We start from the raw sequence: 23,192 nt of genomic DNA on the forward strand, positions 1-23,192 counted from the left end.
AAGATATGACGATGAAAAACGCGCTAACCCTGCGTAATTTGTATATTTTGCTCTGCGCCGCAGCTTTGGTCCTGATCGGAGTCAAGGGTTATGACATGAACCGGAAGATCGATTGGGTCGCCACAGCGGGTCAGTACTACGACCGTAAAGATCTGATCAATGCAGAGGAATGGTACCAAAAAGCCGCCGCAAACCGGTCCATACGCTATAAGGAAGATTTGATCGCCTCCCGGCTGAAAGAGCTTGAGCCGATCACCTCCATGAGGCAGTCGCTGTCCCGTTTAGATCAACGCGCGGAAACTGCTGCCAGAAACCGGGATTTTGACGGGCTTATGAATGTATACGCCGACTTGGTTGCCGCCAAGAAGGAGTATATGGCTGCGAGCCAGCCGCTGGCCGCCTACTATCCGAAGATCTCCGCGATGTACGGCATTTCGGAGGATCTGACCAAGGATTTCAAGCAGTTCCAATCCCTCTTTTACCAGCAGGCGAAGGATCAGTTGGCCCAGGGGGACGTTAACGACAACGCCTTTAAATGGAATCTGCTGGCCATTCCGGCGGAATTTTACGGCGGTGCGGTAGCCAAAAGCAAGCAGTTAAGCGGAAAATTTCAATCGTATGACGAGGCTCTGATGGCCCGCATGGCGGGTGCCGGGCAGTATCAGAACATGCTGGACTGGTCGCTGTCCATGATGACCGAATACAAGAGCCGCAGCTTTAAGGCGAATTGGGTAAAAGAAAAGGCCGACTCCCTCACCCGCACGCTGCTCACAAAGGACGTGCAGGGAGACCAGGCGGCAAACTTTGCCGCCCACGCCAAGATGTACGCCGCCTACATGGCCGGCGCCGGCATGAAGCAGTCCGCCGTCCAGGATTACATCACCCGGCAAATCGGCACCTGGCTGAAGGGCGCAGACCGCAAAGTGAAGAACCATAAGTATGAAGAGGCGATCGCGATTTACCAGGCCTTATCCGGCTACGAGGATACGGAAGACAAGATCAAGGCGGCCCAGCTGGCCTGGACGGTTCACGATCCGGTCCGCCTGCTGCAGAGCGCCGATCCCTCCCCCTCCTACGACTTCGTCAGCGGAGGAGCGGATCGCTTCGGCGGCAAAGCCTATGCCATCGGGGCGGACGGCAGCAACACCGTCTATTTCACCCGGATGAACAGCGATGAGACGGTGCAAGGTTACAGCAGCCACGATTTCCCGCAGGGAGCTGCCATCCGGAAAGTCTCCATCGAACCGTCGCTCAGCACGGGCAGCACGCCGGTCATTCTCGTCGAAGCGGACTCAACGACCCGGAAGGCGCTGTATGCCGCTTATGAAGTCCGGGAGAACGGCATGGTCCAGCTGTTCCAATTGAGCGCGGACGGCTATAGCGTTCAATCGGACAAGTCGCTCCTGGTGACGAATCCGGAGATTGGCGGAGACAGCGTGACCGGCGGGATGGACGCTGCCGGAGGCACGGCACCGGAGGTGATATATGAGCGGCGCGGCGACGCCTATGAGTTTACGGGCTTCCAGCAGGACTTTACGGATATCGTAGCGACCGATCTGCCGTCGCATCCGGGAGAGAAGGTTCGCTTTACCATCTATATCGTCCAAGGCGGCCAGGGCGAAGCGCTCGCGGAAATGGAAGGGTCGTATATCAAACTGAGGGGCAATTTCCAATTCACCGAGGGCAGCGTGACCGTCATCGGAACCTATAACGAATCCGAGGAGATGTACCCGGACGGCGATCAAACCGTCGAGCCTGTGAACGTACCGGTCGTAGACGTGGAACGGCTGGAGTAGATTCGACGGCCAAAGACCAATTTTAAAAAGAATATCGTGCATGAATCGTTTCCAGCATAGTTATTAGGAACGTCCGTGAACATTAAAAGGCTTCCGCTTCGGCGTGAGGCCTTTTTACTATGCCATCCCTCCAATTACGTCATCTTTTGTCGTATATATGAATTATTCTAAAACCATCCAGTGTACCGTATAGCAAAACGAAAGAGAGGGATGGATTCGTGGATGAATATATCGAAATCGAAGGGGCCCGGGAGCATAATCTGAAGAATATTTCGCTCCGTATTCCCAAACGCAGGCTGGTCGTGCTGACGGGCTTGTCCGGGTCGGGCAAATCGTCGCTCGCGATGGATACGCTGCAAAAGGAATGCCAACGGCAGTACATGGAGTCCATGGGGATGGTGACGGATTTCATCAGCAAACCACGGGTGGATTCCATCCGCGGCCTTTCCCCTTCCATCAGCGTCAGCCAGCATGTGACCAACAGGAACCCCCGGTCCACCGTCGGGACCGTTACGGAGATCTATACGTACCTGCGTGTGCTGTACGCCAAGCTCGGCGTGCGGGTATGTCCAGCTTGCGGTCAAAGCATTCACCCCGTCTTCGAAGACAGTCCAGCGGTGTCCGAAGAAGTTCTTGAACCATCGGAAGATACGATTGAGGAGCCTAAGCATATGCCCTGCCCGCACTGCCATGCCTCAATCCCGAAGCTGACGATGGCCCACTTCTCCTTCAACAAGCCTGAAGGAGCCTGCGCGACCTGCACGGGGATCGGCATCGTGACCGATATTGCCGTGGACCGGCTTTTGCAGGAAGACCGCAGTATCTTGGAAGGAGGCGTAACGCTCTGGGATGGCTGGGTTCGCGAATACTATGCCGACGTTCTGTTAGCGGCATCTAAACATTACGGCTTCCCGTACGAGCCGCACCTGCCCATCCGCGATTATGGCGCGATCGCACGCGACATGCTGCTCTATGGCGCAGCCAGTGAGCAGTTCCAGCGCCACTTCCCCGGCGTTAAGCCCCCCAAAACTGTGGGGAAGGGCAATTTTGAAGGCTTGATCACCCATTTGCTGCGCAAGTACAGGGAACATGACGGGGATCCGGAAGAATCGGGCTCTAAAAAGTGGGATCCGTATTTTATGAAGCAGATCTGCCCCGATTGCCAGGGATCGAGATTGGGGAGAGAGGGCCGGCTCGTTACCATTAAGGGTACGACTATCATCGAGGCGGCTTCTTACACCCTTCTCCCGCTCTATGCCTGGCTCAAGCAGTTGAAACAGGAGCTTCCAGGCGAAAGCCTGGCTGTATGGGAGCCTATTTTCAACGGGTTGGCGGACCGCATCCAGCGGCTGATCGACGTCGGGCTCGAATATTTGTCGCTGGACCGGAAGGCGAGCACGTTGTCCGGCGGGGAAGCCCAGCGGCTCCGGCTCGCTTCGCTGCTCGGATCGGGCCTCACCGGCGTATTGTACGTACTGGACGAGCCAACGGCCGGTCTCCATCCGCGGGATACCCACAAGCTGATCCGGGTGCTGAAGCGGCTCCGCGATTTGGGAAATACCGTGCTGGTCATCGAACATGACACCGAGGTAATGAAGGCTGCGGACCATCTGATCGAGATTGGCCCCGGCTCCGGAAAAGAAGGCGGGACCGTCGTCGGCACCGGAACGCTCGAACAGTTGAAAGCAATCCCCGGATCCGCTACCGGGCGGTATTTGCGCGAGGTGGACATCGCCCACCCTCCGGTTACGCGGAGAGCGGGCAGCGGCAGCAAGCTTACGATCGAGCAGGCTTCCGCCCATAACCTGAAGCAGCTGACCGTCAGCTTTCCGCTCGGATGCCTGATTACAGTGACGGGAGTTTCAGGTTCGGGCAAATCCACCCTTCTCTTCGATATCCTCGAACCTGCGGCAAAATCCCATCTTCGTTTGTCCGGCGATATGCCAGGCCAATACGGACGCATCACCGGCCTGGAGCTTATCGACAAGGTCATCGCCGTTGACCAAGCCCCGGTCGGGAAGATTTCGCGATCCAATATCGCGACCTATACCGACCTGTTTACCCCGATCCGCAGCTTATTCGCGGAGCTGCCCGAGGCCCGGAAACAACGGCTGAGTCCCAAGCACTTCTCCTTTAACACGCCGGGCGGCCGGTGCGAGAAATGCCGCGGCATGGGCACCCTGCAGCTGGATATGCACTTTCTGCCGGATGTGGAGGTGCGCTGCCCCGTTTGCCTGGGAAAACGGTTCAAAGAGAATGTGCTTGCCGTTCAGTACAAGGGCTTTAGCATTTCGGACATTCTGAACCTGACCGTCCTGGAGAATGCCGCCCTCTTTGAGGAGCCTGTAATAACCGACATGCTGAACCTGCTGGGTGAAGTGGGGCTCGGCTACCTGCAGCTGGGGCAGCCCACGACGACGCTGTCTGGCGGAGAAGCCCAGCGGATCAAGCTGGCGAAGGAGCTTGGCAAAAAAGCCAGAGGGCATACCTTGTACTTGCTGGATGAGCCCACGACCGGGCTTCATCCCAGTGATGTCCGGCATCTGTGCCGTCTGTTGAACCGGCTCGTGGACGCCGGCAACACGGTCATGGTGATCGAGCACCATCTCGATCTGATCGCCGCATCCGACTGGATCGCCGATTTCGGACCCGAAGGCGGGGATGCCGGAGGGCAGTTGGTCGCGCAGGGTACGCCGGAAGATGTGGCGGCCGTTCAGGCCTCATATACAGGCCGCTATCTGGCCGAGCATCTGTCACGCTGATCGTGCTTCCCACTCGCCATTGCTCCTGCAGCTTGCGCAAGCAAAAAAGAATCACCCACAGTCACATGGACTATGGGTGATTCTTAATATCCGGATCGCTTTGATCCGATTATGTCTATTGTACCGTCACGACCACCTTGGTCGATTTGCCGCCGAAGCTGACCGTGATCGTCGCTTTGCCTTTGCCGTTAGCCGTGATCTGGCCGTCCTTCACCGTCGCCGTTAAAATTTTGGAAGACTTCCAAAGGGCCGGCTTGGAGACGTCCACATCGGTTCCGTCCATGTAGGTCGCCGTGGCCGCCAGCGTCAGCTTGTCGCCGACGTTCAGCGTCACGCTCACCTTGTCAGTCTGCAAATATTTCAGCGTATCCACTTCGACCGGAATCCGGACCGTCTTGTTGCCGTACTTGGCCGTCACGGTTGTTTTGCCGTAAGCAGCGGCGGTAATGACACCGTCGTTAACCGACGCTACTTTATAGTTTCCGGTTTTCCATTCCGCCTTGGATGTCACATCCTTGGTGCTGCCGTCGCTGAACGTCACTTCCAGCTTGACGGTGGCCGTTTTATCCTTGGCTTTGCCTACCGTCTTCAGCGATACTGCGGTCTCGCTCGCCTCAATGGCGGAGATGACGTCAACTTCCACCGGGATCGTTACTTTCTGTCCGCCGTACTCAGCGGTAATGTTGGCTTTCCCGCTCTTCAGACCGGATACCAGGCCATTATTGTCTACCCCGGCAACCGTGGAACTGCTCGACTTCCAGGACGCTTCCTTGGTCACGTCCACCACCGTACCCGTCGCATCCTTCGCGGTCAAGGTCAGCTGCTTCTTGTCACCGGCGGACATAATCACGAGCGTATCCGACGCTTTCAGGTCGCTGACCAATCCGACTTCCACGGTCATCGTGTACGATTTGCCTTCGTACTTGGCCGTAATCGTCGCGGTGCCTGTCGCCACGCCAGTGATGAGCCCATTTTCATCGATGTCGGCAATATCCTTTTTGTTTGTGCTCCATTCCACCTTGTCCTTGGACGAGATCGTCTCGGCCGGACGGTCCGCACCGTAATCCAGCACGATGCTCGCCTGGTAGGTGGCGTCCACCTTCAGGGACAGCTTCTTCACCGGCAGCGAGATGCTGAGCGGCATGTCGACCGCTACCGATGTCGTTACCGTCACTCCGCCATAGGTGGCGCTGACTTTGGATTCCCCTTTTTTGAAAGCCGTCAAATTCCCGCCGCTGACAAAAACGACGTCCTCATTGCTGGATTTCCAAACGGCTTTGCTCTGAACCTTCTCGGTTTCCCCATTCGCATAGGTAGCGATCAGGTCCAGCTGCTTCGTCTTCTCACCTGTCAGGCTCAGTGCAACCTTCTCGACCAGATCGAGGTGGCGCGGCACGTCAACGTCGACATTAATGGCCACGCTCTTGTCCCCGTATTTGGCGGTAATGATCACTGCACCCGGCGCGATGGCCGTGATAACGCCTTTGTTTACATAAGCGACCTTCTCGTCGCTGGAAGACCATACAGCGTCTCCTGTAATATCCACCGGATCCTTGTCCGGATACACCGCTTCAACCTTGATCGGCTGTGTGGTGGAGTCCCCTGCATGAAGGAAAATATCCTGCTTGTCCGCTTTCAGGCGGATCGTCTTGTCGACATCGACCTGAATCGTTGCCGTTTTCGTACCGTACTTCGCCGTAATCGTCGCGGTTCCCGGACCGTAAGGAGTAATCTGCCCCTTGATGACGTCCGCCACGCCTTCGTTGCTCGACGTCCATTCAGCGTCGGCCGCAACGTTATCCTTGGTTGTGCCGTCCGGATAAGTCGCTTTCAGCGTCACTTGCACCGGCGTCTTCTCGCTCAGCAGCATGGACACCTGCGCAGGGTCCGCATCGAGCCGCTTCACCACTTCTACGCTCACCGGAATCGTTACGGTCTGCTTGCCGTACACCGCCGTCAGCGTAGCCGTACCCGGACCCACCGGCGTCACCGTTCCGTTCACGACCGTCGCCACGCTGGCGTTATCCGTCGACCAGTCTGCTTTGCCGGAAACTTCCTCCGTATTGTTGTCTGTATAGGTTGCGGTCAGCTTGATCTGGGGCTTGTCCCCCAGCTTCAAATCCAGGCTCTGCACATCTTTCGTAAGCGCCTTGACCTTCTTCGTTACAGTCACCGACACCGATTCGGATACGTCCCCGAATACGGCTGTTACTGTTGTCGTACCTTCGCTCTTCGCGGTTACGGTACCGTTATATATGGTGGCGACTACGTTGTTCGAGCTGCTCCAGCTCGCCTTTACCGTCAAATCTGCCGTTGAATTATCCGAATATACACCCGTCGCGGTTACTTTCGCCGTATCGCCGATTTCAAGGGTAAGCTCATTTTTGGACAAAACCAGTTTGGTTAAATCCGCCGTGGCGGCCCAGGTCGTTCCGGCATAGGCCATGCACAGCACCATAACCAGGGACATGACCAGTACCCTTTTTAATCTGATTCGCAATGTAAATTCCCTCCAATTCCCTTATTTTGAGTAGAAACAAAAAAAGACCCTACCTCCCATATCGGTCAGTCCAGCCAAAAATGTTAGTTTTTTGGAGATTTTCTGCATTTTTTCGATAAAAACCGCCGTTTGATTCTAGAATTTGCGCGTCACGCACGCTAAAAAGGGGTAATCCTCTAATTGGTAAACCTTCTAGCGAAACCTGTAAGGGGGTCATGGCGTCTAATTAAGATAGGAGGTGCCATAAGCGCATGATCATTCCTGACCATGAAATCATTGAAGAAGCCAACTACCTGGTGCAGGAGCATTACGGGGAAAGAAACCCGCTGAGCGTCACCATCGGCATTTTGGAGAACGGGGACCATTTTTACACCGGCTGGGGACAACCTCCGGGCTTCGATTACGCATCAGCCATCTATGAAATCGCATCCGTAACGAAAGTTTTTACGACCTCACTTCTGTGTATCCTGCAGCGTCAGGGCAAACTGCAGCTCAAGGATACCGTAGGCCAATACATACCTGAAATCGCCTCTAACGCCAAAGTCGGCGCCATCACGCTGGAACAGCTCGCCACGCATACCTCCGGACTTCCACGGCTGCCGGCCGGTCTCAAGCAGACCGTCACCGACAAACTGAACCCGTACCAAAACTACACCGAGCAGCATCTGCTGCAGGACCTGCTGAAAACCAGACCTTCGTCGAGCGGAAGCTTCGAGTATTCCAATTTGGGCGTAGGCCTGCTTGGGCTTATCTTGAGCCGCTGCACCGGCCGGAGTCTGGAACAGCTTATGCGGGAAGAGATCTGCGGACCGTTATTTATGGAGGACACGCTCTTTGAACTGAACGATGAGCAGCAGTCCCGTCTCCTCCCGGTGTATACGGCCAACGGCAAGCCGGTTCCCCATTGGGATCTGGGCGTTCTCGCCGGCGCGGGAGGCTTGCGTTCCACGGCGCATGATCTGCTCCAATTTGCCAAAGCGAACGTCGGCATGGGCTCCGCCCCAATCACGGCCGCGCTTCGCGACGGGCAGAAACCCCGCCACCGGGTACGACGCGGCGAGGACGTCAGCCTCGGATGGATGGTCAAAACCGGCATCTACCACGACCGGATTCACTGGCATAACGGCGGTACGTACGGCTCAAGCAGCTTCCTGGGCTTTCACATGGAAAAAAACACGGCGGTCGTCGTGCTGTCCAACAACGGCAGCTTTGCGATGAAAATGCTGTCCATGATGAGGCCGCAGAAACGGCATGTGGACGAGATCGGCTTCCAGCTGTTCAAGCAGCTGACCAAAACGGTCTATTAACCGGTCTAACCGTATCCTCATGTAAAAAATCCTTAATAAAATATACAGCCAAAAAGGCTGCCTCCCGGATTGCTCGCAAGCCCGGTTGTAGGCAGCCTTTCTTCAGCTAACAGCCTTTATTCAATTTCGGGCGACTTGCGGCAAACGCAGTGTTTACGCCTTTTTATCCGTCGGCACCTGGCAGGAGCCGTCCGTGCAGGAGAGGTCATCCCCGTCAGCACTGTTCCCCAGCAGCGTCAGCGGATGCTCTTCTTTCCAGATATTGTCCAGCGCTTCGGCAAACACCTGTGTCGGCTGGGCGCCGGAAATGCCGTATTTCTGGTTGATGACGAAGAACGGTACCCCGTTGATGCCGAGTCGTCCCGCATCTCCCTCGTCCTTGCGGACATCGTTCGTGTAAGCATCGCTCTCCAGCATGGAGGCTGCCGCAGAGGCGTCCAGCCCGACTTCGCCGGCCAAGCGCGCCAATACCGCACGGTCTCCCAAATGTTCCGAATCGGTGAAGTACGCCTTGAACAGCCGTTCCGTCATCTCATACTTCTTGCCGAACTCCCCGGCCCACTGCGTCAGACGATGCGCATCAAACGTATTGGTTGGGACCAGCGTATCGAAATTGTACGTGAGCCCCACCGTCTTGGCCTGCTCGGTCATATTGTCGTTGGCCGCCTTGGCCTGCTCCCAGCTCATGCCGTACTTGGAGGCCAGGATGCTGTGAATGTCCTTATCGTTGTCTTTCGGTGCGCCCGGGTCCAGCTCGAAGCTTCGGAACACAACCTCGACTTCATCCTTGTGCGCGAACGGCTCGAGGGCAGCCTCAAAACGGCGCTTGCCGATATAGCAGAACGGACAGGCAAAGTCCGACCATACTTCGATTTTCATATGCAAACCTCTCCTTTTCGGGTGATGTTCATTGGTTGGTAAACTGATACTTTTTCCATCACAGTAAGAGTCAAAAGAAAAGCAGTCACTCAGCTGTAACTGCATCAGGTACATTATATCGCGATTACCGGGAGCGCGCAACCTGCCTGCGCCGATCTCCCGTTATATCCAGCTTCCTTAACCTCCCGGTTAACCGGTTGTCGGCACTGTTGCCGGCACGGCCTCCGGTCCGTCCTGCGGTTCGATCAGCGCATGCTTCTCCCACGCCCGGCTCCGCCAGCGGAAATACATGATGACGGCACGGGCCCATTCGTCCGCGGCAATGGCGAGCCACACGCCGGCAAGACCCATGTGAAGCTTGAATATGAGGAAGTATCCCAGCGGCAGAGACATGCATACCATAGACAACATCCCCATGTAGACCGGGAACTTGGCGTCCCCCGAAGCGCGCAGCGAGTTGATGATGACGATGTTGACAGTGCGGCCGGTCTCCAGCACGATGCTGAGCAGGATGACCTGCGCCCCCATTTTGATGATGAGTGCATCGTCCGTAAATAAGCCCATCAGCGGAACGCGGAACAGAATAATGATCAAGTCGATGACGATTGTCGCGGCCAGCGCCCACTTCACGCTCTGGAACACCCGGGTGTAGGCGTCCTGGTTGCGTCTTTCACCGACGTAATGGCCGACCATAATGGCCGTGCCCATGCCGATCGCCATGCTGAACAAATAGATGTACATCGAGATGTTCACGGCATACTGCCGGGTGGCCATCGCTTCTGCCCCAAGGTAGGTGACGTACAGCGTGAAGGTCAGCTGGCACATTTGGTATACGATGCTTTCCAGAGCCGACGGAATGCCGACATTCAAAATTTTAAGCACAAATTTCTTCGACAGACGGATGTAATAACGCCATTCCACGTGCACTTCCATGACCCGGTACAGCAGCCAGAAGAAGATCAGCAGGCAGACCAGGCGGCTGAATACCGTCGAGATGGCCGCCCCCTGTACGCCCAGCGCCGGAAGGCCGAAATGCCCGAAGATCAGCGCGTAGTTCCCTGCCACGTGAATGATGTTCATCAGAAGCGACACGACCATCGTTTCTTTGGTGAACCCGTGGGTCCGGATCGTTGCGGCAAGGGCGTTAATGAGTGCCTGCAGGAAAATGCCGCCTCCAACGATCTGGATATAGGACTGGGCATACCCGTAAATTTCCCCGGTGACGTTAAGCAGGCGCAGCATCATTCCGCCGAAGGCGAGAAAAATAACGCTTAGGAGCACCCCTACGGCCAGGTTCAGCGTGATTGCATTTCCGGTCACCTGCGCCGCGTCGCTGAGCTTTTTGGAGCCCAGGTACTGGGCCACCACGATCGCCGCCCCGCTGCCGATCACCTCCAGCACGAGGATGGCGATGGATATAATTTGGTTGGCGGCGCCGACGCCGGAGACGGCATTGTCGGAAACCGAACTGAGCATCAATGTATCGACACTGCCCATCAGCATGAACAGGAACAATTCGAGAAATATAGGCCAGGTGAGGCGGACAAGACTGAGCCGTTTTTCTGACCGTGCAGAAGGCTCTTGAACAGTTGCGGTCATGAGTCAGAATTCACCTTTCTTTCAAACGTATTCTTTGAAACAAAGGTATGTTAGCACAGTTTTCATGAAAATACATGACATTTAACAGAAAAATACTGAAAATTTAATATTCTTTTTTTGGTAAGCCCTTACTTCCCCAAAAATGACCATTATTCGTACCGGGACAGCAGCTCAGCGAGTTTTTCGCGGATCAGACCGACCAGTGCCTGAGGCTCTTTCACAGTCGCATTCGTTCCCAAGCCGATAAAAAATTGGGCGTAAAACGAAAGGTCATGCTCCGGAATCATCCCGTCCACCCAGCCGGTCCCATCCTCACGGATATGCAGCTTGGACTCCAGCCACAATTCTCCCTCGCACCGTTCCACGCCTTCCGGGGTCAGCTCCACATAGCAGCGAAGCTCCGCCGAGTCCTCCCCGTGAAATGACTTCCGATTCCCAAGATGCACATGGCTGAGGTCGGCCGCTTCAAGGCCGGTTGTATCCTCGGCGGCATCCGTAATCCGGTCGCAGCGGAACAGGCGGAAGTCCTTCCGCTGGAAGCAGTACGCCGGGCAGTACCACAGTCCCTGGCTGGCATAGATGCCGATCGGCTGGATCTGCCGAACCGAGCTGCTGCCGCGGGATTCGTAAACGATGCGCAGTACCTTCTGGTTCACGGCCCCGTCCAGCAGCACGGACAAATGGGGTGCACCCGCCCGCCTGGACGGGGTAATAAAGTCGACCCGGTTCTTCATCCGGTCGATCCGGTCGCGCACATCCCCAGGCATGTAGTGGTAGAATTTCTGGAGCGCGGACGAGCTCTCCGTCTCAAACGGGATATGGACATAGTGCCGGAGACCGTGCACCGCGAAAAAAATCGCCACCGCCTCTTCCTCCGTAAAGGCGATCGGGGGCAGGATCCGTTCCTTCAGTACTTGGTAGCCGCCATGCGGCCCCACTTCCGAATATAAAGGGACGCCGAGCTCGCTCAGCTCCTGCAGGTCCCTTAGGATCGTCCGGGTGGACACCCCGAATTCGTCGGCCAGCTCCTTGACTTTAAAACGGCGCATCCGGTTAATCGTCATCATCAGGTCGAGCAGTCTTTTCGATTTGGACATGTCGGCACTCCCGTTACTGGATTTGGCGGTACACACCATCGGAAACAAATAGGGTCGGTGACAGACCTTGTCATTATTATAAACGACTATAGGAATCTGCCCAAAACATCGGCACATCCCCGATTCCTCGTACCCCGCCAGGATCATGTAAAGGCTGCCCATGTTCCCGTTATATTAATGTTATATTTCATAACATTTTACTGCGCAACAGTGGAGACTGTGGTCTTGGGCAGGGCTAATAAAGTGAAACATGTCTTTTCTCAATCCGAAAATCACATCGCTAACCGGCACAAACCCGATTTTTCGCTTGAAATCATGAAGATTTCCATGTCGAATGTAATCTTTTATAACAGGTAACGCTTACAAGTCAGAAATTTAGTATTGATTATTTGCAGACCATCCACTATGATAATGGCAACAGGCAGGAGATTAAAGTTAAAGCACTTTAACTTTTAAAATTATACCCCGCTACTATAGATAAATATTTGGGGTTGATTTGTCCCATAAGTTAAAGCGTTTAAACTTTTATAAACTTTGTGAGAAAGGTTGATGCACCCGTGACCCATCGCGAAAGCAGGCGGCAGACGCTGTACATGTATCTGTTTATTTCCCCCTGGCTCATCGGCTTTCTGGTTTTTGCCCTGTATCCCATCTTGTCCTCGCTTTATTACAGCTTCACGGACTACGACATCATTCACCCGCCCCAGTTTATCGGCCTGGCCAATTATGCGGAGATGTTCGGCAATGATCTGTTCTGGAAATCCGTCACCGTGACGCTGAGGTATACGTTTATCAGCGTGCCGATCCAGCTGCTGCTGGCCCTTGGATTCGCCCTGCTGCTGAACCAGAAGATCCCGCTGCGCGGATTTTTCCGGACCGCGATGTATTTCCCGAGCATGGTATCCGGCGTGGCGATGTCGCTGCTCTGGTACTGGATTTTCAACCCGCAGATCGGGCTGTTCAACTACATGCTCTCCTGGTTCGGCATCAAAGGTCCGGCCTGGCTCATGAACCCGGACACGGCTCTATACGCCTTGATGATTATGTCCTTCTGGACGGCGGGCTCGGGCATGATCCTCTTTCTGGCGGGACTGCAGGGCGTTCCGGCGAGCCTCGTGGAAGCCGCCAAGCTGGACGGGGCGGGACGCTTCAAAGTTTTTCTCCATGTCACCCTGCCGATGATCTCGCCTGTACTGCTGTTCCAGCTGATTATGGGCATGATCGATTCCTTCCAGGTGTTTACCCAGGCTTTTGTCATGACCCAGGGCGGCCCGAACTACTCTACCTGGTTCTACGTCTACAACCTGTACACCAGCGCCTTTAAAGAGTACCGCGCCGGCTATTCCTCCGCCTTGGCCTGGGTGCTGCTCGTCGTCGTCATGCTTTTTACCGCGCTCGTGATGAAGCTGTCGAACCGATACGTTCACTACGAAGGAGGCAAACGCTAGATGAGTACCCTTCCGGCCGCCGGCCCGCACGCGGACAACGCCGCCCCCAAGCGGCGGCGCAGCACTGACCCCGTAGGCATTGTCAGCTTTATCGCGCTGGTCGTTACCACCTTTCTGATGCTGCTGCCCCTGTTCTTCATGGTATCGACATCGCTGAAGTCGAAGAAGGAAATGCTGAAGTTTCCGCCGACCTTTCTGCCGGAAAGCTGGCAGTGGAGCAATTACAAGGAGATTTTCGATACACTCTCCTTCGGCACGATGTACATGAACAGCCTGATTATCGGCGTTCTTACCGTGATCGGAACGCTGCTCTCCTCAGCGCTCGCGGCCTACGGCTTTGCCAGATACCGCGGCAAGGGGAGCAACACGTGGTTCCTGCTCATGCTGAGCACGATGATGCTGCCCTACCCGGCCATCATGATTCCCCAGTTTATCCTCTTCTCGAAGCTGAACTGGATCGACACGTTCCTGCCGCTGATCGTCCCGGCGTTCTTCGGCTCAGCGTACAACATCTTCCTGCTGCGCCAATTCTTCTCGACGCTCCCTGAAGAGCTGTTCGACGCCGGGCGCATCGACGGCTGCAGCGAGTTTCGCATGTGGCGCCAAATCGCCCTCCCGCTTTCGGGACCGGCGCTCGCCACCGTAGCGATCTTCGCTTTCATCTACAGCTGGAACGAACTGCTGACGCCGGTGCTGTACCTGAGCTCCACCGAGAAATTCACGCTGCCGGTCGGTATGGCATCCCTGACGTCATCCCGCTTCCGGATTCCGCCGTGGCACCTGCTGATGGTCGCCTCCGTGCTGGCCATGCTGCCGATCGTGACGCTGTTCGCCATAGCCCAGAAGCGGTTCGTCGAGGGCATCGTGCTCACCGGGATCAAGTAATGGCACGGATCTATTGGAAGCCCCGTCGTCCCGGCAGTCATCCTCAAGCGCCACCGGGGCGCCGTCGAAGCCGGCATGCTGCAAGCACCTTCCCCACAGGACTAGCAAGCCGGCCTTTACTTCAACAAGTTCAGACAGCAGCAGCACCCATTACATGAAGGCAATGGAGGTATCGGTTCATGAACAAGAACAGGAAAAGATCAGGTTTTGCCCTTCTTCTGACGACGCTAATGCTGGTTGCCGCCGCGCTGTCCGGCTGCAGCGGCGGCAAATCGGCGGGCGATGTGGTTTCCGGAGGCGAGAGCTCCGCAGGCGGCGATAAAGGCGGCACAGTGACGATTACCCACTACACGATCGACTCGGAGGACCGCACGTTCGTCGAGAAGCTGATTCCCGACTTTGAAGCAAAGCACCCGAATATTAAGGTCAAGGTCGAAAAAGCGCCTTACGAGCAGTTTGACAGCAAGCTGCAGACGCTGATCGCTGGCGGCAAGTCCCCGGACGTCACCAGCCATTACGGCTACGGTGGATTTGCGGAATACTACAACAAGGATATGCTGCTGGATCTGACGGACATCATCCAGGAGGACGGCTTCAAGGCCGGAGATTACGGCATTCCGGACAACCTGATGAGTATCTACAAGGTAAAGGACCGCACTTACGGCATTCCGGTCAATATGTATGTCACGCTGATGCTCTACAACAAGGATATGTTCGACGCGGCGAAGGTGCCTTATCCGCCAAGCGATTATGAGGACAAGAGCTGGACGTTCGACAAAATGGTCGAAGACGCCAAGAAGCTGACCGTTATTTCGGACGACATCGCCAAAACCCAGTACGGCGTGGACTTTACCTGGGCTGAGCGCGATAACCGCCCTCTCTACTTCGGGGCCGAGCCTTATTCGGAAGACACCTGGACCAACGGCGGCGTTCCATCCGCTACCCATTTCGATTCACCGGAAGTGATGGCGGCGTATAACAAGCTGTTCGGTTTGATTTTCAAAGAGAAGGTCTCCCCGACGACCGAGTGGAGCAAGAGCGTCGCCGGTCAGAACGGTGATCCCTTCGTCGCCGGCAAAATCGGCATGTCCGTCGGCGGTTCATGGAACCTGGCCGGGGCCAACGATTTTCCGTTCAAAGTGGGCGTAGCGGCTGTGCCTTGGGGCGGCAACGACAAGGTGCGCAGCACGCTGTACGTCGATCCGCTCATGATCCTGAAAGGTTCCAAGCATCCGAAGGAAGCTTTTGAATGGATCAAGTATCTGGTCACCGCCGACGTGCAGGAGAAATCCATCGAGCTCAGCGGAGGCAACCCGCCAGTGAACACGCAGGCAGCAGAAGCTTATTACCAACATTTTGAGGGCGTCGACCCGCAAGATATTAAGAACGTATACGAAGGCGCCATTAAATACGGTTTCGAGTCCTATAACCACCTGATCACAAACTACTCGCAAATCAACGACATGTTCATTAACGAGATGCAGCCGATCGAAAGCGGGCATAAGACGGTGGAAGAGGTTATGCCGACGATTCAGAAGAAGCTGCAGGAGATCATCAAGCGGTAAACGGAAAGTTTGTGGAACATAAATAGAGAAATTTCCCCTTCCATCGTAAAAATGTCCTCCTCGGTGGAGCGGGCCATCATTTTATAATGTAGATATTCGATTCAATTCAATTCGGTATACCTTTTTACGGCGTATCGGCGATCGGATGCCGTCCTCTGCGGGGCGGTATCCGGTTTATGCCATCCCATGCTTCGCGGACAGACTTCCGTCCATGTATACTAGGGATAAGTTTATAGGTTCGGAAAAATCTGCCCAAGGAGAAATGAGAGATGAAAGTAAGTATTTTTGACGTTGCCAAAAAATCAGGACTGTCCGTTGTAACGGTATCCCGTGTGTTGAACGGAGCCGAAACCGTCCGGGAAAAAAACCGGCAGAAAGTGCTCGATGCGATCAAAGAGCTGGGATACCACCCGAACGCCGCCGCCCGGAGCCTTGCCCGCGGAAAAACCGGCATCATCGGCCTTATTGTAACGACCCTGCAGGATTCTTTCTTCGATGCCGTTGTCAAAGAGCTGAACGAAGTGTTAGCGCTTCACGGCTACTACCTGGCCATTTCGGTTTCGACGGGCATCGGTTCGGACGAGAGCCATTACCTGATTCAGGAGGACCGGGTGGACGGGCTCATTCTGCTCTCCCCCATGGAAGAAGACAACTATATCGTGGAATTAAAAAAGCGCGGCATTCCATACGTACTGATCGACAATCAGAAGCCTGAAAACGACAATTTCTCGGTGACGATCGACAACTTCAAGGGCGGCTATGCGGCAGCAAGCCATCTGCTCGATAACGGATATACGTCCATCGCCCATTTGTGCGGACAGGAGATGTTCCGAAGCACCCGGGAGAGACGCGACGGATTTATGCAGGCGCTGTCAGAACGGGGGCTTGCCCCCTTTGAAATCGTAAACGGAGACTTTGAAATCCGGTTCGGCTACGAAACGGCCGTACGGTGGCTGAAGGAAGGGCAGCTTCCGCAAGCGGTATTCGCCGGCGACGACAATATCGCCCTCGGCGTGGTGAACGCGCTGATGGAAGCGGGCGTTCAGGTGCCCGGCCAGGTAGCCGTCGTTGGCTATGACGACCAGACAATATCCTCCCAGCTTCATCCGTATCTGACGACGGTACGCCAGCCGGCAGACCGGATCGGCATCGCCGCAGCCGACATGCTGCTGAAGCGGATCGACGGTACGATGAAGCGCGGAGCCAACTTAAAAATCGATCCGGAGCTCATCGTCCGGGAGTCGTCCGTTCCTGGGCGTCGAGCCTGACATTAGTTACCCGGCTCCGGATCATCATGTACAGCAAAAGCATGAATTGATCATATAGGAGTGACGACTATTGGCTTACTATTTGGGAATCGACGGGGGAGGCACCAAAACCTATGCCCTGCTCACCGACGAGCAGGGGCAAGTGCTCGGCAAAGGCCAAAGCGGCAACGGGAATCACCAGATTGACGCCGCCGTGGCCGCCGAGAGCATCCGGAGCGCCGCTTTCGGTGCCATCGCCGACGCCGGGCTGCAGCTTGCGGACATCCGCCACACCTTTTTCGGCCTGGCGGGAGCCGACCGTGAGCCGGACTACCGGATCCTGCATCCCATGATCCGAAATATGGGCTTCACGGATTATTCGGTCGACTGTGATACCGTCATCGGACTCCGGGCCGGGACGAAGCGGCCGTACGGGGTCGCCCTCATCTGCGGCACAGGCACCAATGCCGCCGGCCGGAATCCGCAAGGCGAGCATGTGCAGTGCGGCGGCTTCGATTACATGTACGGCGATTTTGGCGGAGGCGGAGCCTTGAACATCGAGGTGTTCCGCTCCGTCATCCGCGCCTGGGACGGACGCGAGCAGCCGACGCAGCTGACGGAGCTGCTGTTGCCCCTGCTGGGCTACGATACCGTCGGCGAAATGTTCGACGATTTCTACGACAACCAGCGCAGCGTGCCGGTAGACGCCGCACGCCTGCTGTTTGCAGCTGCTGCCGGTCGGGATGCGGTGGCGCTGGAAATTTTGAACCGCCAAGGTGTGGAGCTCGGCAAATCGGCCGCTGCCGTCATCCGCAGGCTCGGTATGGAGAACGAGGCCTTTGATGTGGTGCTTGCCGGCAGCCTGCTGACGCGGGGTGACCGCGGATGGATCCGCGGCCCGATTGAGCAGGCCGTCCGAGCCGTTGCACCAGCGGCCTCGGTCGTAACGCTCGCGACAGAGCCGGTCGTCGGCGCCGTGTGGGCGGCCATGGAGGCGGACGGTCTAACGATTCCGGAACAGGTCTATGAGCAGATGCGGCTGTTCCGCGATTTTGAACATATTCACCAAACTACCCGATAGGAGTGAAGGATCATGACTTCAAAGCAGGGGTTGAAAATAGCTGTAATCGGCGGGGGCTCCTCGTATACGCCGGAGCTGGTGGAAGGGTTTATCCTTCATCACCGCGAGCTTCCGGTCCGCGAGCTGTGGCTCGTCGATATCGAGCCAGGTCTCCGGAAGCTGAACATCGTCGGCAGCCTGGCGAAGCGGATGGTTGAGAAATCCGGGCTGCCGATTGAGGTGCATCTGACCACCGACCGCCGCAAAGCGATCGAGGGCGCCGACTTCGTCAGCACCCAAATGCGCGTAGGCATGCTGGATGCCCGGGGACGCGACGAATCGATTCCGCTCAAGTACGGGGTCATCGGTCAGGAAACGACCGGTCCCGGCGGCATGATGAAGGCGCTGCGGACGATCCCGGTCCTGCTCGATATTTGCCGGGATATGGAGGAGCTGGCGCCAAACGCCTGGCTGCTTAACTTTACCAACCCGGCCGGCATGGTCACCGAAGCCATCCTGAAGTATTCCAACGTTCGCAGCATTGGGTTATGCAACGCGCCCATCGGCCTGATCAAGCAAACTTCCGCCAAATACCAGGTCGCTCCTGACCGGGTCTACGCTGAGTTTGTGGGTCTGAATCATCTTCACTGGGTCACCCGCGTCGATGTCGAAGGCGAAGACAAACTCGATGAACTGCTCGCCGATACCGCCGGCTACAGCGCTTCGAATGTGCCGGCCCGCGAATGGAATCCCGAGTTCCTGCAGTCGCTGCGCGCCCTGCCTTCCTATTATTTAAAATATTTTTACATGACGGACGCGATGCTGGAGGAGCAGCTCGAGTCCTTCCATCAGGGCATCAACCGCGCCGAGGTCGTGAAGCGGGTCGAAGAGGAGCTGTTCGAGCTGTACAGCGACCCGGATCTGAAGGAGAAGCCGAAGCAGCTGGAACAGCGCGGCGGCGCCTTTTACTCCGAAGCCGCCGTCAACCTGATGCGGTCGCTCTATAACGGCACCAATGACATCCAGACGCTGAATGTGGCCAACCGCGGGACACTGCCGTTCCTGCCCGAGGACGCCAGCATTGAGGTCAACTGCGTCGTAACGAACAACGGGCCGCTCCCGCTGCCTGTGACGCGCATCCCGCGGATGGCCGTCGGCCTGATCCAGGCCGTCAAAACCTATGAGCAGCTCGCCATCGACGCCGCGGTCACCGGTGACCGCGGGCTGGCGATCCAAGCGCTGGCCCATCACCCGCTTGTGCCGTCGGTCGAAGTAGCCATCAAGATGCTGGATGAGATGCTGGAGGCCAACAAAGAATATTTGCCGCAGTTTTTCGGGAAAACACCGGCTCATCCCTGAGGCAGAGGGATGGTCTCAAGGGATGAGCGGATGATCGTGACGCCTGTCTGCGGAAAAGCCCTTTTCCGTTTCCCCCAAAATAAATGCAGATTTGCATTACTTCCGCTGCAAAGCACACAAAAAAACCTTGAACGGCACGTTCCCGTTTAAGGTTTTTTTTCAGTCCGCGCCGCGCAGCGGCACGCAGTGAAGGCGGCCCGGTGGCCGCCTCCCAGCCATGCCCCGCAGCGATCCCGGCGTCACAGCCCTGCCGAGGCGTCCGCCGAGCCGGCTTGGCTGGCACGCGTGTGCCGGCGCACCAGCAGCACGTAGCACAGCACGGCGCCGACGTCCGCGCAGGCGATGACGATGCCCATCGGCAGGGCCGAGGTGCTGCCTCCGATGCCTACGAGCGGGCTGACGATCCCGCCGAAGATGTAGGAGAGCAGCCCGAGCAGCGCCGAGGCGCTGCCTGCGGAGTGGCCGTAATCCTGCAGAGCCAGCGAGGAACCTGCGGTTCCGACGATGCCGACGCAGGATACGACCACGAACAGCGGCGGCAGGATCGCCGCAAGGCCCGCCCCGGCGGCGAGCAGGCTCAGCAGCAGCACGCCGCCGATCGTCGCCAGGGTAATGCCGGTCACGAGCAGCTTTCTCTCGCTGACGCGTCCGGCCAACCGGCCGGTGATCTGCCCCGCGATAATGATCCCGAGCCCGTTCGTCGCGAAGATCACGCTGAACATTTGCGGGGATACTCCGTAAATTTCCTGCAGCACGAACGGCGAGCCGGAAATGTACGCAAACATCGCGGCCGAAATAAAGCCTGAGCTTAGCGCCAGGCCCATGAACTTGCCGTCCCGCAGCAGCTTGCCGAACGTCTTCACCGTGCCCAGCGTCCCGCCGCCGGAGCGGTTGCCGGGCGCCAGCGTTTCCGGCAGCCCGAGCATGATGGCCAGCAGCATGGCGACCCCGATGGCGGTCAGCACGATAAATACGCCGCGCCACGAAGTCACCTGAAGCAGCTGCCCGCCCAGGATCGGCGACAGAATTGGCGCCGCCCCGTTCACCAGCATCAGCATGGAGAAAAACTTGGTCAGCTCGCTCCCGGAATACATATCCCTGACGATCGCTCTCGAAATGACAATGCCCGCCGAGCCGGCAATGCCCTGGATAAACCGCAGCAGAATCAGCAGCTCAATCGACGGGCTGAAGGCGCACAGCAGCGACGAAACCCCGTACACCACCATCCCGATCATCAGCGGTGTGCGGCGTCCTCTCACATCGCTGATTGGCCCCGCCAGCAGCTGGCCTACCGCAAGCCCGATGAGGCAGGACGTCAAGCTGAGCTGGGTCAGCGAGGCCGTCGTGTGCATCGACTTGGCCATTTCCGGCAAAGACGGCAAATACATATCAAGCGAAAACGGACCGAAGGCCGACAGCGCCCCCAGCACAATAATCATCCAGACCCGGTTCGCGCCCGGTCCGGAAGCAGCTGCGGCCGCAGAGCCGCCTGCCTTCGCATCCGTATGTGAACGTTTATTCATAAGTTCTATCTTGTTCCTCCTCTGTGTTCCCTGCTCCGATGCATGGCCCTTATAAAGTAAATTCTCTTCACTAGAAAGATTGAACTAAAGTATAGAGTATCATATTTCCCCCGCAAAATGAGCGGCTTGCCTATATTTCCAGAAGCATGCCCTCCCCTTCAACCGTCTCCCCATACCGCTATCCCCATGTCCTTGGCGCTCGTTCACCCCGCCTTTTTGGCAGCTTACGTCTACAAAGAAAAACAGCCTGGCCAAAGAAATTTGGCCACGCTGCGGCGACTTGCTAACAAACACGTTTAACGACATCTTTTCTAAGAAGACCAACCGCGTTTAGCGGAAGTTTTTACCTGCGAAATAAAGAAGTTTTGCCCGGGAAGTTAATGCTTTCTTATCTCCAAACATAAACACAACCCATTAACCCTTAATCCCGGATAGCGTTACGCCTTCGATGATATACCGCTGGCCGATAATATACACAATCAGCACCGGAATCAGCGCAATCGAGGCGCCGGCCATCATGAGCGTCCAGTCCGTGGAATACATGCCGCGGTACAGGTTCAGCATCATCGGGACGGTGAATTTTTCGGGAGTGTTCAGGAAAATGAGTGGATAGAAGAAGCTGTTCCACATGCCGAGGAACGTGAAAATGCCGAGCGCCGACAAAGCCGGCTTCACCAGGGGCAGCATGATCCGCGCATAAATCGTCCAGCGGTTGGCACCGTCCACGATGGCGGCCTCCTCCATCTCCTTCGGAATGCCTCTGAAAAACTGACGCAGCAGGAACACGCCAAAGGCGTTAAACAGCGCGGCGGGCACAATGATCGACAAGTGCGAGTCGAGCCAGCCGATGCTTTTCATCATCAAGTACAGGGGAATGATCGTGACTTGCCCTGGCACCATCATCGTCGCCAGAAACAGGACGAAGAGGGGCTCCCGGAAAGGAAAGCGGATCTTGGCAAACGCGTAAGCCGCCATCGAGCAGGTGAACAGCTGCGAAGCAACGACGATGATGTTGATATAGAAGCTGTTGAAATACGCCCTTCCGAAGGGCAAAGCCGTTAACGAGGTTTTGAAATTGGACCACACGAACGGATCGGGAATCCATTTGGGCGGCACGATAAAAACTTGAGACAGATCCTTGAGCGAGCTGAGCAGCATCCAAACAAACGGCAATGCCATAATGCACGCGCCGATCAGCAATATAATGTGAAGCAGGACGGTGGACAAACGTAGTCCTCTGGTCTGCATGCGTTCTCCTCCTTATCCGGTCGATTCTAGTCCTCGTAATGGACCCAGCGTTTGGACATTTTCATTTGGAACAGCGTCAGCGCCAAGATCATGATGAACAAAATGACTGCGGTCGCCGTGCTTTTCCCGAACGTAAAGTCCACGAACGCCGAATCGTAAATATGAAACACGATCGTATAGCTCGCTTTCGCGGGCCCGCCGGAGGTCATGACGAACGACTGGTCGAACACCTGAAACGAACCGATGATCGTCATAATCGTCACGAAAAAGGTCGTCGGAGACAGCAGCGGAACGGTTATATTGACAAACTGCTGCCATTTGCTGGCGCCGTCAATCTGTGCCGCTTCGTAATAGCTGGCGGATATGCCCTGCAGCCCGGCCAGGAACAAGACCATATTCCCGCCAAGCCCCATCCACACGCTGAGCATGGCGATCGACGGCATGACAAACCGCGTGTCGGTCAGCCAGCGGGGACCGTCGATCCCGAACCATTCCTTCAAATACAGGTTGATCAACCCGAAATCGGCGTTAAACAGCCACATAAAGACGACGGCGACCGCCACGGACATCGTAATGTTCGGCATAAAATAAATGAGTCTGTAGATCAGCTTGCCTTGTACCCGGTTCAGGCCCACCGCGATGAGCATCGCCAGAATAATGCCCGTAGGCACGGTTAGCACCGTATAATACAGGGTGTTGACCACGGCGATCCGGAAATCCTCATCCTTGAACGTGTTGATGAAGTTATCCAGTCCGACAAACTGCTTCTCCCCCATCCCGTCCCATTTCATCATGCTGAGCACGAAAGCCGAAATCAGGGGAATTAAGGAGAACAGCAGCAGTCCGACCAATTGGGGGAAAATAAAGACGTAGCCCCATATGCCATCCGATGTCTTGCTCGTCATAGCGGTCTTCCG

16 protein-coding genes are annotated in these 23,192 nt (G+C 56.2%); 9 read left to right on the forward strand and 7 right to left on the reverse strand.

The window, feature by feature from the left end:
• Positions 1-5 precede the first annotated feature (5 nt).
• On the forward strand, positions 6-1,796 hold the full coding sequence (locus MKY74_RS02110) for a hypothetical protein (RefSeq protein ID WP_076173006.1): 1,791 nt from the start codon (positions 6-8) through the stop codon (positions 1,794-1,796).
• A 218-nt stretch (positions 1,797-2,014) separates the two neighbouring features.
• Positions 2,015-4,558, forward strand: coding sequence for an excinuclease ABC subunit UvrA (uvrA, locus tag MKY74_RS02115; RefSeq protein ID WP_076173007.1), 2,544 nt, complete (start codon positions 2,015-2,017; stop codon positions 4,556-4,558).
• A gap of 115 nt (positions 4,559-4,673) precedes the next feature.
• On the opposite strand, the gene MKY74_RS02120 is transcribed toward uvrA, so the two are convergent.
• Positions 4,674-7,058 (reverse strand): Ig-like domain-containing protein, encoded by a 2,385-nt coding sequence (locus MKY74_RS02120; RefSeq protein ID WP_244169337.1) that lies wholly within the window; start codon positions 7,056-7,058, stop codon positions 4,674-4,676.
• A gap of 251 nt (positions 7,059-7,309) precedes the next feature.
• Here MKY74_RS02120 and MKY74_RS02125 point away from each other — a divergent pair, with 251 nt between their 5' ends.
• Complete coding sequence (locus tag MKY74_RS02125; protein ID WP_076173009.1) at positions 7,310-8,365, forward strand: serine hydrolase domain-containing protein; 1,056 nt, start codon at positions 7,310-7,312, stop codon at positions 8,363-8,365.
• 153 nt (positions 8,366-8,518) lie between these two features.
• On the opposite strand, the gene MKY74_RS02130 is transcribed toward MKY74_RS02125, so the two are convergent.
• From MKY74_RS02130 to MKY74_RS02140, 3 genes are all read right to left on the reverse strand, one after another.
• A complete protein-coding gene (locus MKY74_RS02130) occupies positions 8,519-9,244 on the reverse strand; it encodes a DsbA family oxidoreductase (protein ID WP_076173010.1) in 726 nt (241 codons plus the stop codon).
• 189 nt (positions 9,245-9,433) lie between these two features.
• Positions 9,434-10,843 (reverse strand): MATE family efflux transporter, encoded by a 1,410-nt coding sequence (locus MKY74_RS02135; protein WP_076173011.1) that lies wholly within the window; start codon positions 10,841-10,843, stop codon positions 9,434-9,436.
• A 149-nt stretch (positions 10,844-10,992) separates the two neighbouring features.
• Positions 10,993-11,940 (reverse strand): helix-turn-helix transcriptional regulator, encoded by a 948-nt coding sequence (locus tag MKY74_RS02140; RefSeq protein WP_076173012.1) that lies wholly within the window; start codon positions 11,938-11,940, stop codon positions 10,993-10,995.
• A gap of 557 nt (positions 11,941-12,497) precedes the next feature.
• On the opposite strand from MKY74_RS02140, the gene MKY74_RS02145 reads away from it, so the two are divergent.
• The 6 genes from MKY74_RS02145 (at position 12,498) to MKY74_RS02170 (ending at position 19,504) form a co-directional block, all read left to right on the forward strand.
• Positions 12,498-13,388 (forward strand): carbohydrate ABC transporter permease, encoded by an 891-nt coding sequence (locus MKY74_RS02145; RefSeq protein WP_244169338.1) that lies wholly within the window; start codon positions 12,498-12,500, stop codon positions 13,386-13,388.
• Positions 13,389-14,273 (forward strand): carbohydrate ABC transporter permease, encoded by an 885-nt coding sequence (locus MKY74_RS02150; protein WP_076173014.1) that lies wholly within the window; start codon positions 13,389-13,391, stop codon positions 14,271-14,273.
• 179 nt (positions 14,274-14,452) lie between these two features.
• Entirely contained in the window at positions 14,453-15,838 is a 1,386-nt protein-coding gene (locus tag MKY74_RS02155; RefSeq protein ID WP_076173015.1) for an ABC transporter substrate-binding protein, read from the forward strand.
• Positions 15,839-16,107: 269 nt separating this feature from the next.
• Entirely contained in the window at positions 16,108-17,106 is a 999-nt protein-coding gene (locus MKY74_RS02160) for a LacI family DNA-binding transcriptional regulator (protein WP_076173016.1), read from the forward strand.
• Between the two features lie 70 nt (positions 17,107-17,176).
• Complete coding sequence (locus tag MKY74_RS02165; RefSeq protein WP_076173017.1) at positions 17,177-18,166, forward strand: N-acetylglucosamine kinase; 990 nt, start codon at positions 17,177-17,179, stop codon at positions 18,164-18,166.
• Between the two features lie 12 nt (positions 18,167-18,178).
• Entirely contained in the window at positions 18,179-19,504 is a 1,326-nt protein-coding gene (locus tag MKY74_RS02170) for a 6-phospho-beta-glucosidase (protein WP_076173018.1), read from the forward strand.
• A 239-nt stretch (positions 19,505-19,743) separates the two neighbouring features.
• On the opposite strand, the gene MKY74_RS02175 is transcribed toward MKY74_RS02170, so the two are convergent.
• The 3 genes from MKY74_RS02175 to MKY74_RS02185 form a co-directional block, all read right to left on the reverse strand.
• A complete protein-coding gene (locus MKY74_RS02175; RefSeq protein WP_076173019.1) occupies positions 19,744-21,027 on the reverse strand; it encodes a multidrug effflux MFS transporter in 1,284 nt (427 codons plus the stop codon).
• 414 nt (positions 21,028-21,441) lie between these two features.
• Positions 21,442-22,275, reverse strand: coding sequence for a carbohydrate ABC transporter permease (locus MKY74_RS02180; protein ID WP_076173020.1), 834 nt, complete (start codon positions 22,273-22,275; stop codon positions 21,442-21,444).
• A gap of 26 nt (positions 22,276-22,301) precedes the next feature.
• Complete coding sequence (locus MKY74_RS02185; RefSeq protein WP_076173203.1) at positions 22,302-23,180, reverse strand: carbohydrate ABC transporter permease; 879 nt, start codon at positions 23,178-23,180, stop codon at positions 22,302-22,304.
• Between the last annotated feature and the right edge of the window lie 12 nt (positions 23,181-23,192).

This window comes from Paenibacillus sp. FSL R5-0378, assembly GCF_038009285.1.
Taxonomy (GTDB): Bacteria; Bacillota; Bacilli; order Paenibacillales; family Paenibacillaceae; genus Paenibacillus_AQ; species Paenibacillus_AQ favisporus.

What these genes read in the sequence shown, in the direction of transcription:
- MKY74_RS02135 (WP_076173011.1), bottom strand. Translation starts at nt 10,843, where the DNA reads ATGACCGCAACTGTTCAAGAGCCTTCTGCACGGTCAGAAAAACGGCTC.
- MKY74_RS02180 (WP_076173020.1), bottom strand. Translation starts at nt 22,275, where the DNA reads ATGCAGACCAGAGGACTACGTTTGTCCACCGTCCTGCTTCACATTATA.
- MKY74_RS02175 (WP_076173019.1), bottom strand. Translation starts at nt 21,027, where the DNA reads ATGAATAAACGTTCACATACGGATGCGAAGGCAGGCGGCTCTGCGGCC.
- MKY74_RS02110 (WP_076173006.1), top strand. Translation starts at nt 6, where the DNA reads ATGACGATGAAAAACGCGCTAACCCTGCGTAATTTGTATATTTTGCTC.
- MKY74_RS02130 (WP_076173010.1), bottom strand. Translation starts at nt 9,244, where the DNA reads ATGAAAATCGAAGTATGGTCGGACTTTGCCTGTCCGTTCTGCTATATC.
- MKY74_RS02150 (WP_076173014.1), top strand. Translation starts at nt 13,389, where the DNA reads ATGAGTACCCTTCCGGCCGCCGGCCCGCACGCGGACAACGCCGCCCCC.
- MKY74_RS02140 (WP_076173012.1), bottom strand. Translation starts at nt 11,940, where the DNA reads ATGTCCAAATCGAAAAGACTGCTCGACCTGATGATGACGATTAACCGG.
- MKY74_RS02125 (WP_076173009.1), top strand. Translation starts at nt 7,310, where the DNA reads ATGATCATTCCTGACCATGAAATCATTGAAGAAGCCAACTACCTGGTG.
- MKY74_RS02185 (WP_076173203.1), bottom strand. Translation starts at nt 23,180, where the DNA reads ATGACGAGCAAGACATCGGATGGCATATGGGGCTACGTCTTTATTTTC.
- MKY74_RS02155 (WP_076173015.1), top strand. Translation starts at nt 14,453, where the DNA reads ATGAACAAGAACAGGAAAAGATCAGGTTTTGCCCTTCTTCTGACGACG.
- MKY74_RS02170 (WP_076173018.1), top strand. Translation starts at nt 18,179, where the DNA reads ATGACTTCAAAGCAGGGGTTGAAAATAGCTGTAATCGGCGGGGGCTCC.
- MKY74_RS02160 (WP_076173016.1), top strand. Translation starts at nt 16,108, where the DNA reads ATGAAAGTAAGTATTTTTGACGTTGCCAAAAAATCAGGACTGTCCGTT.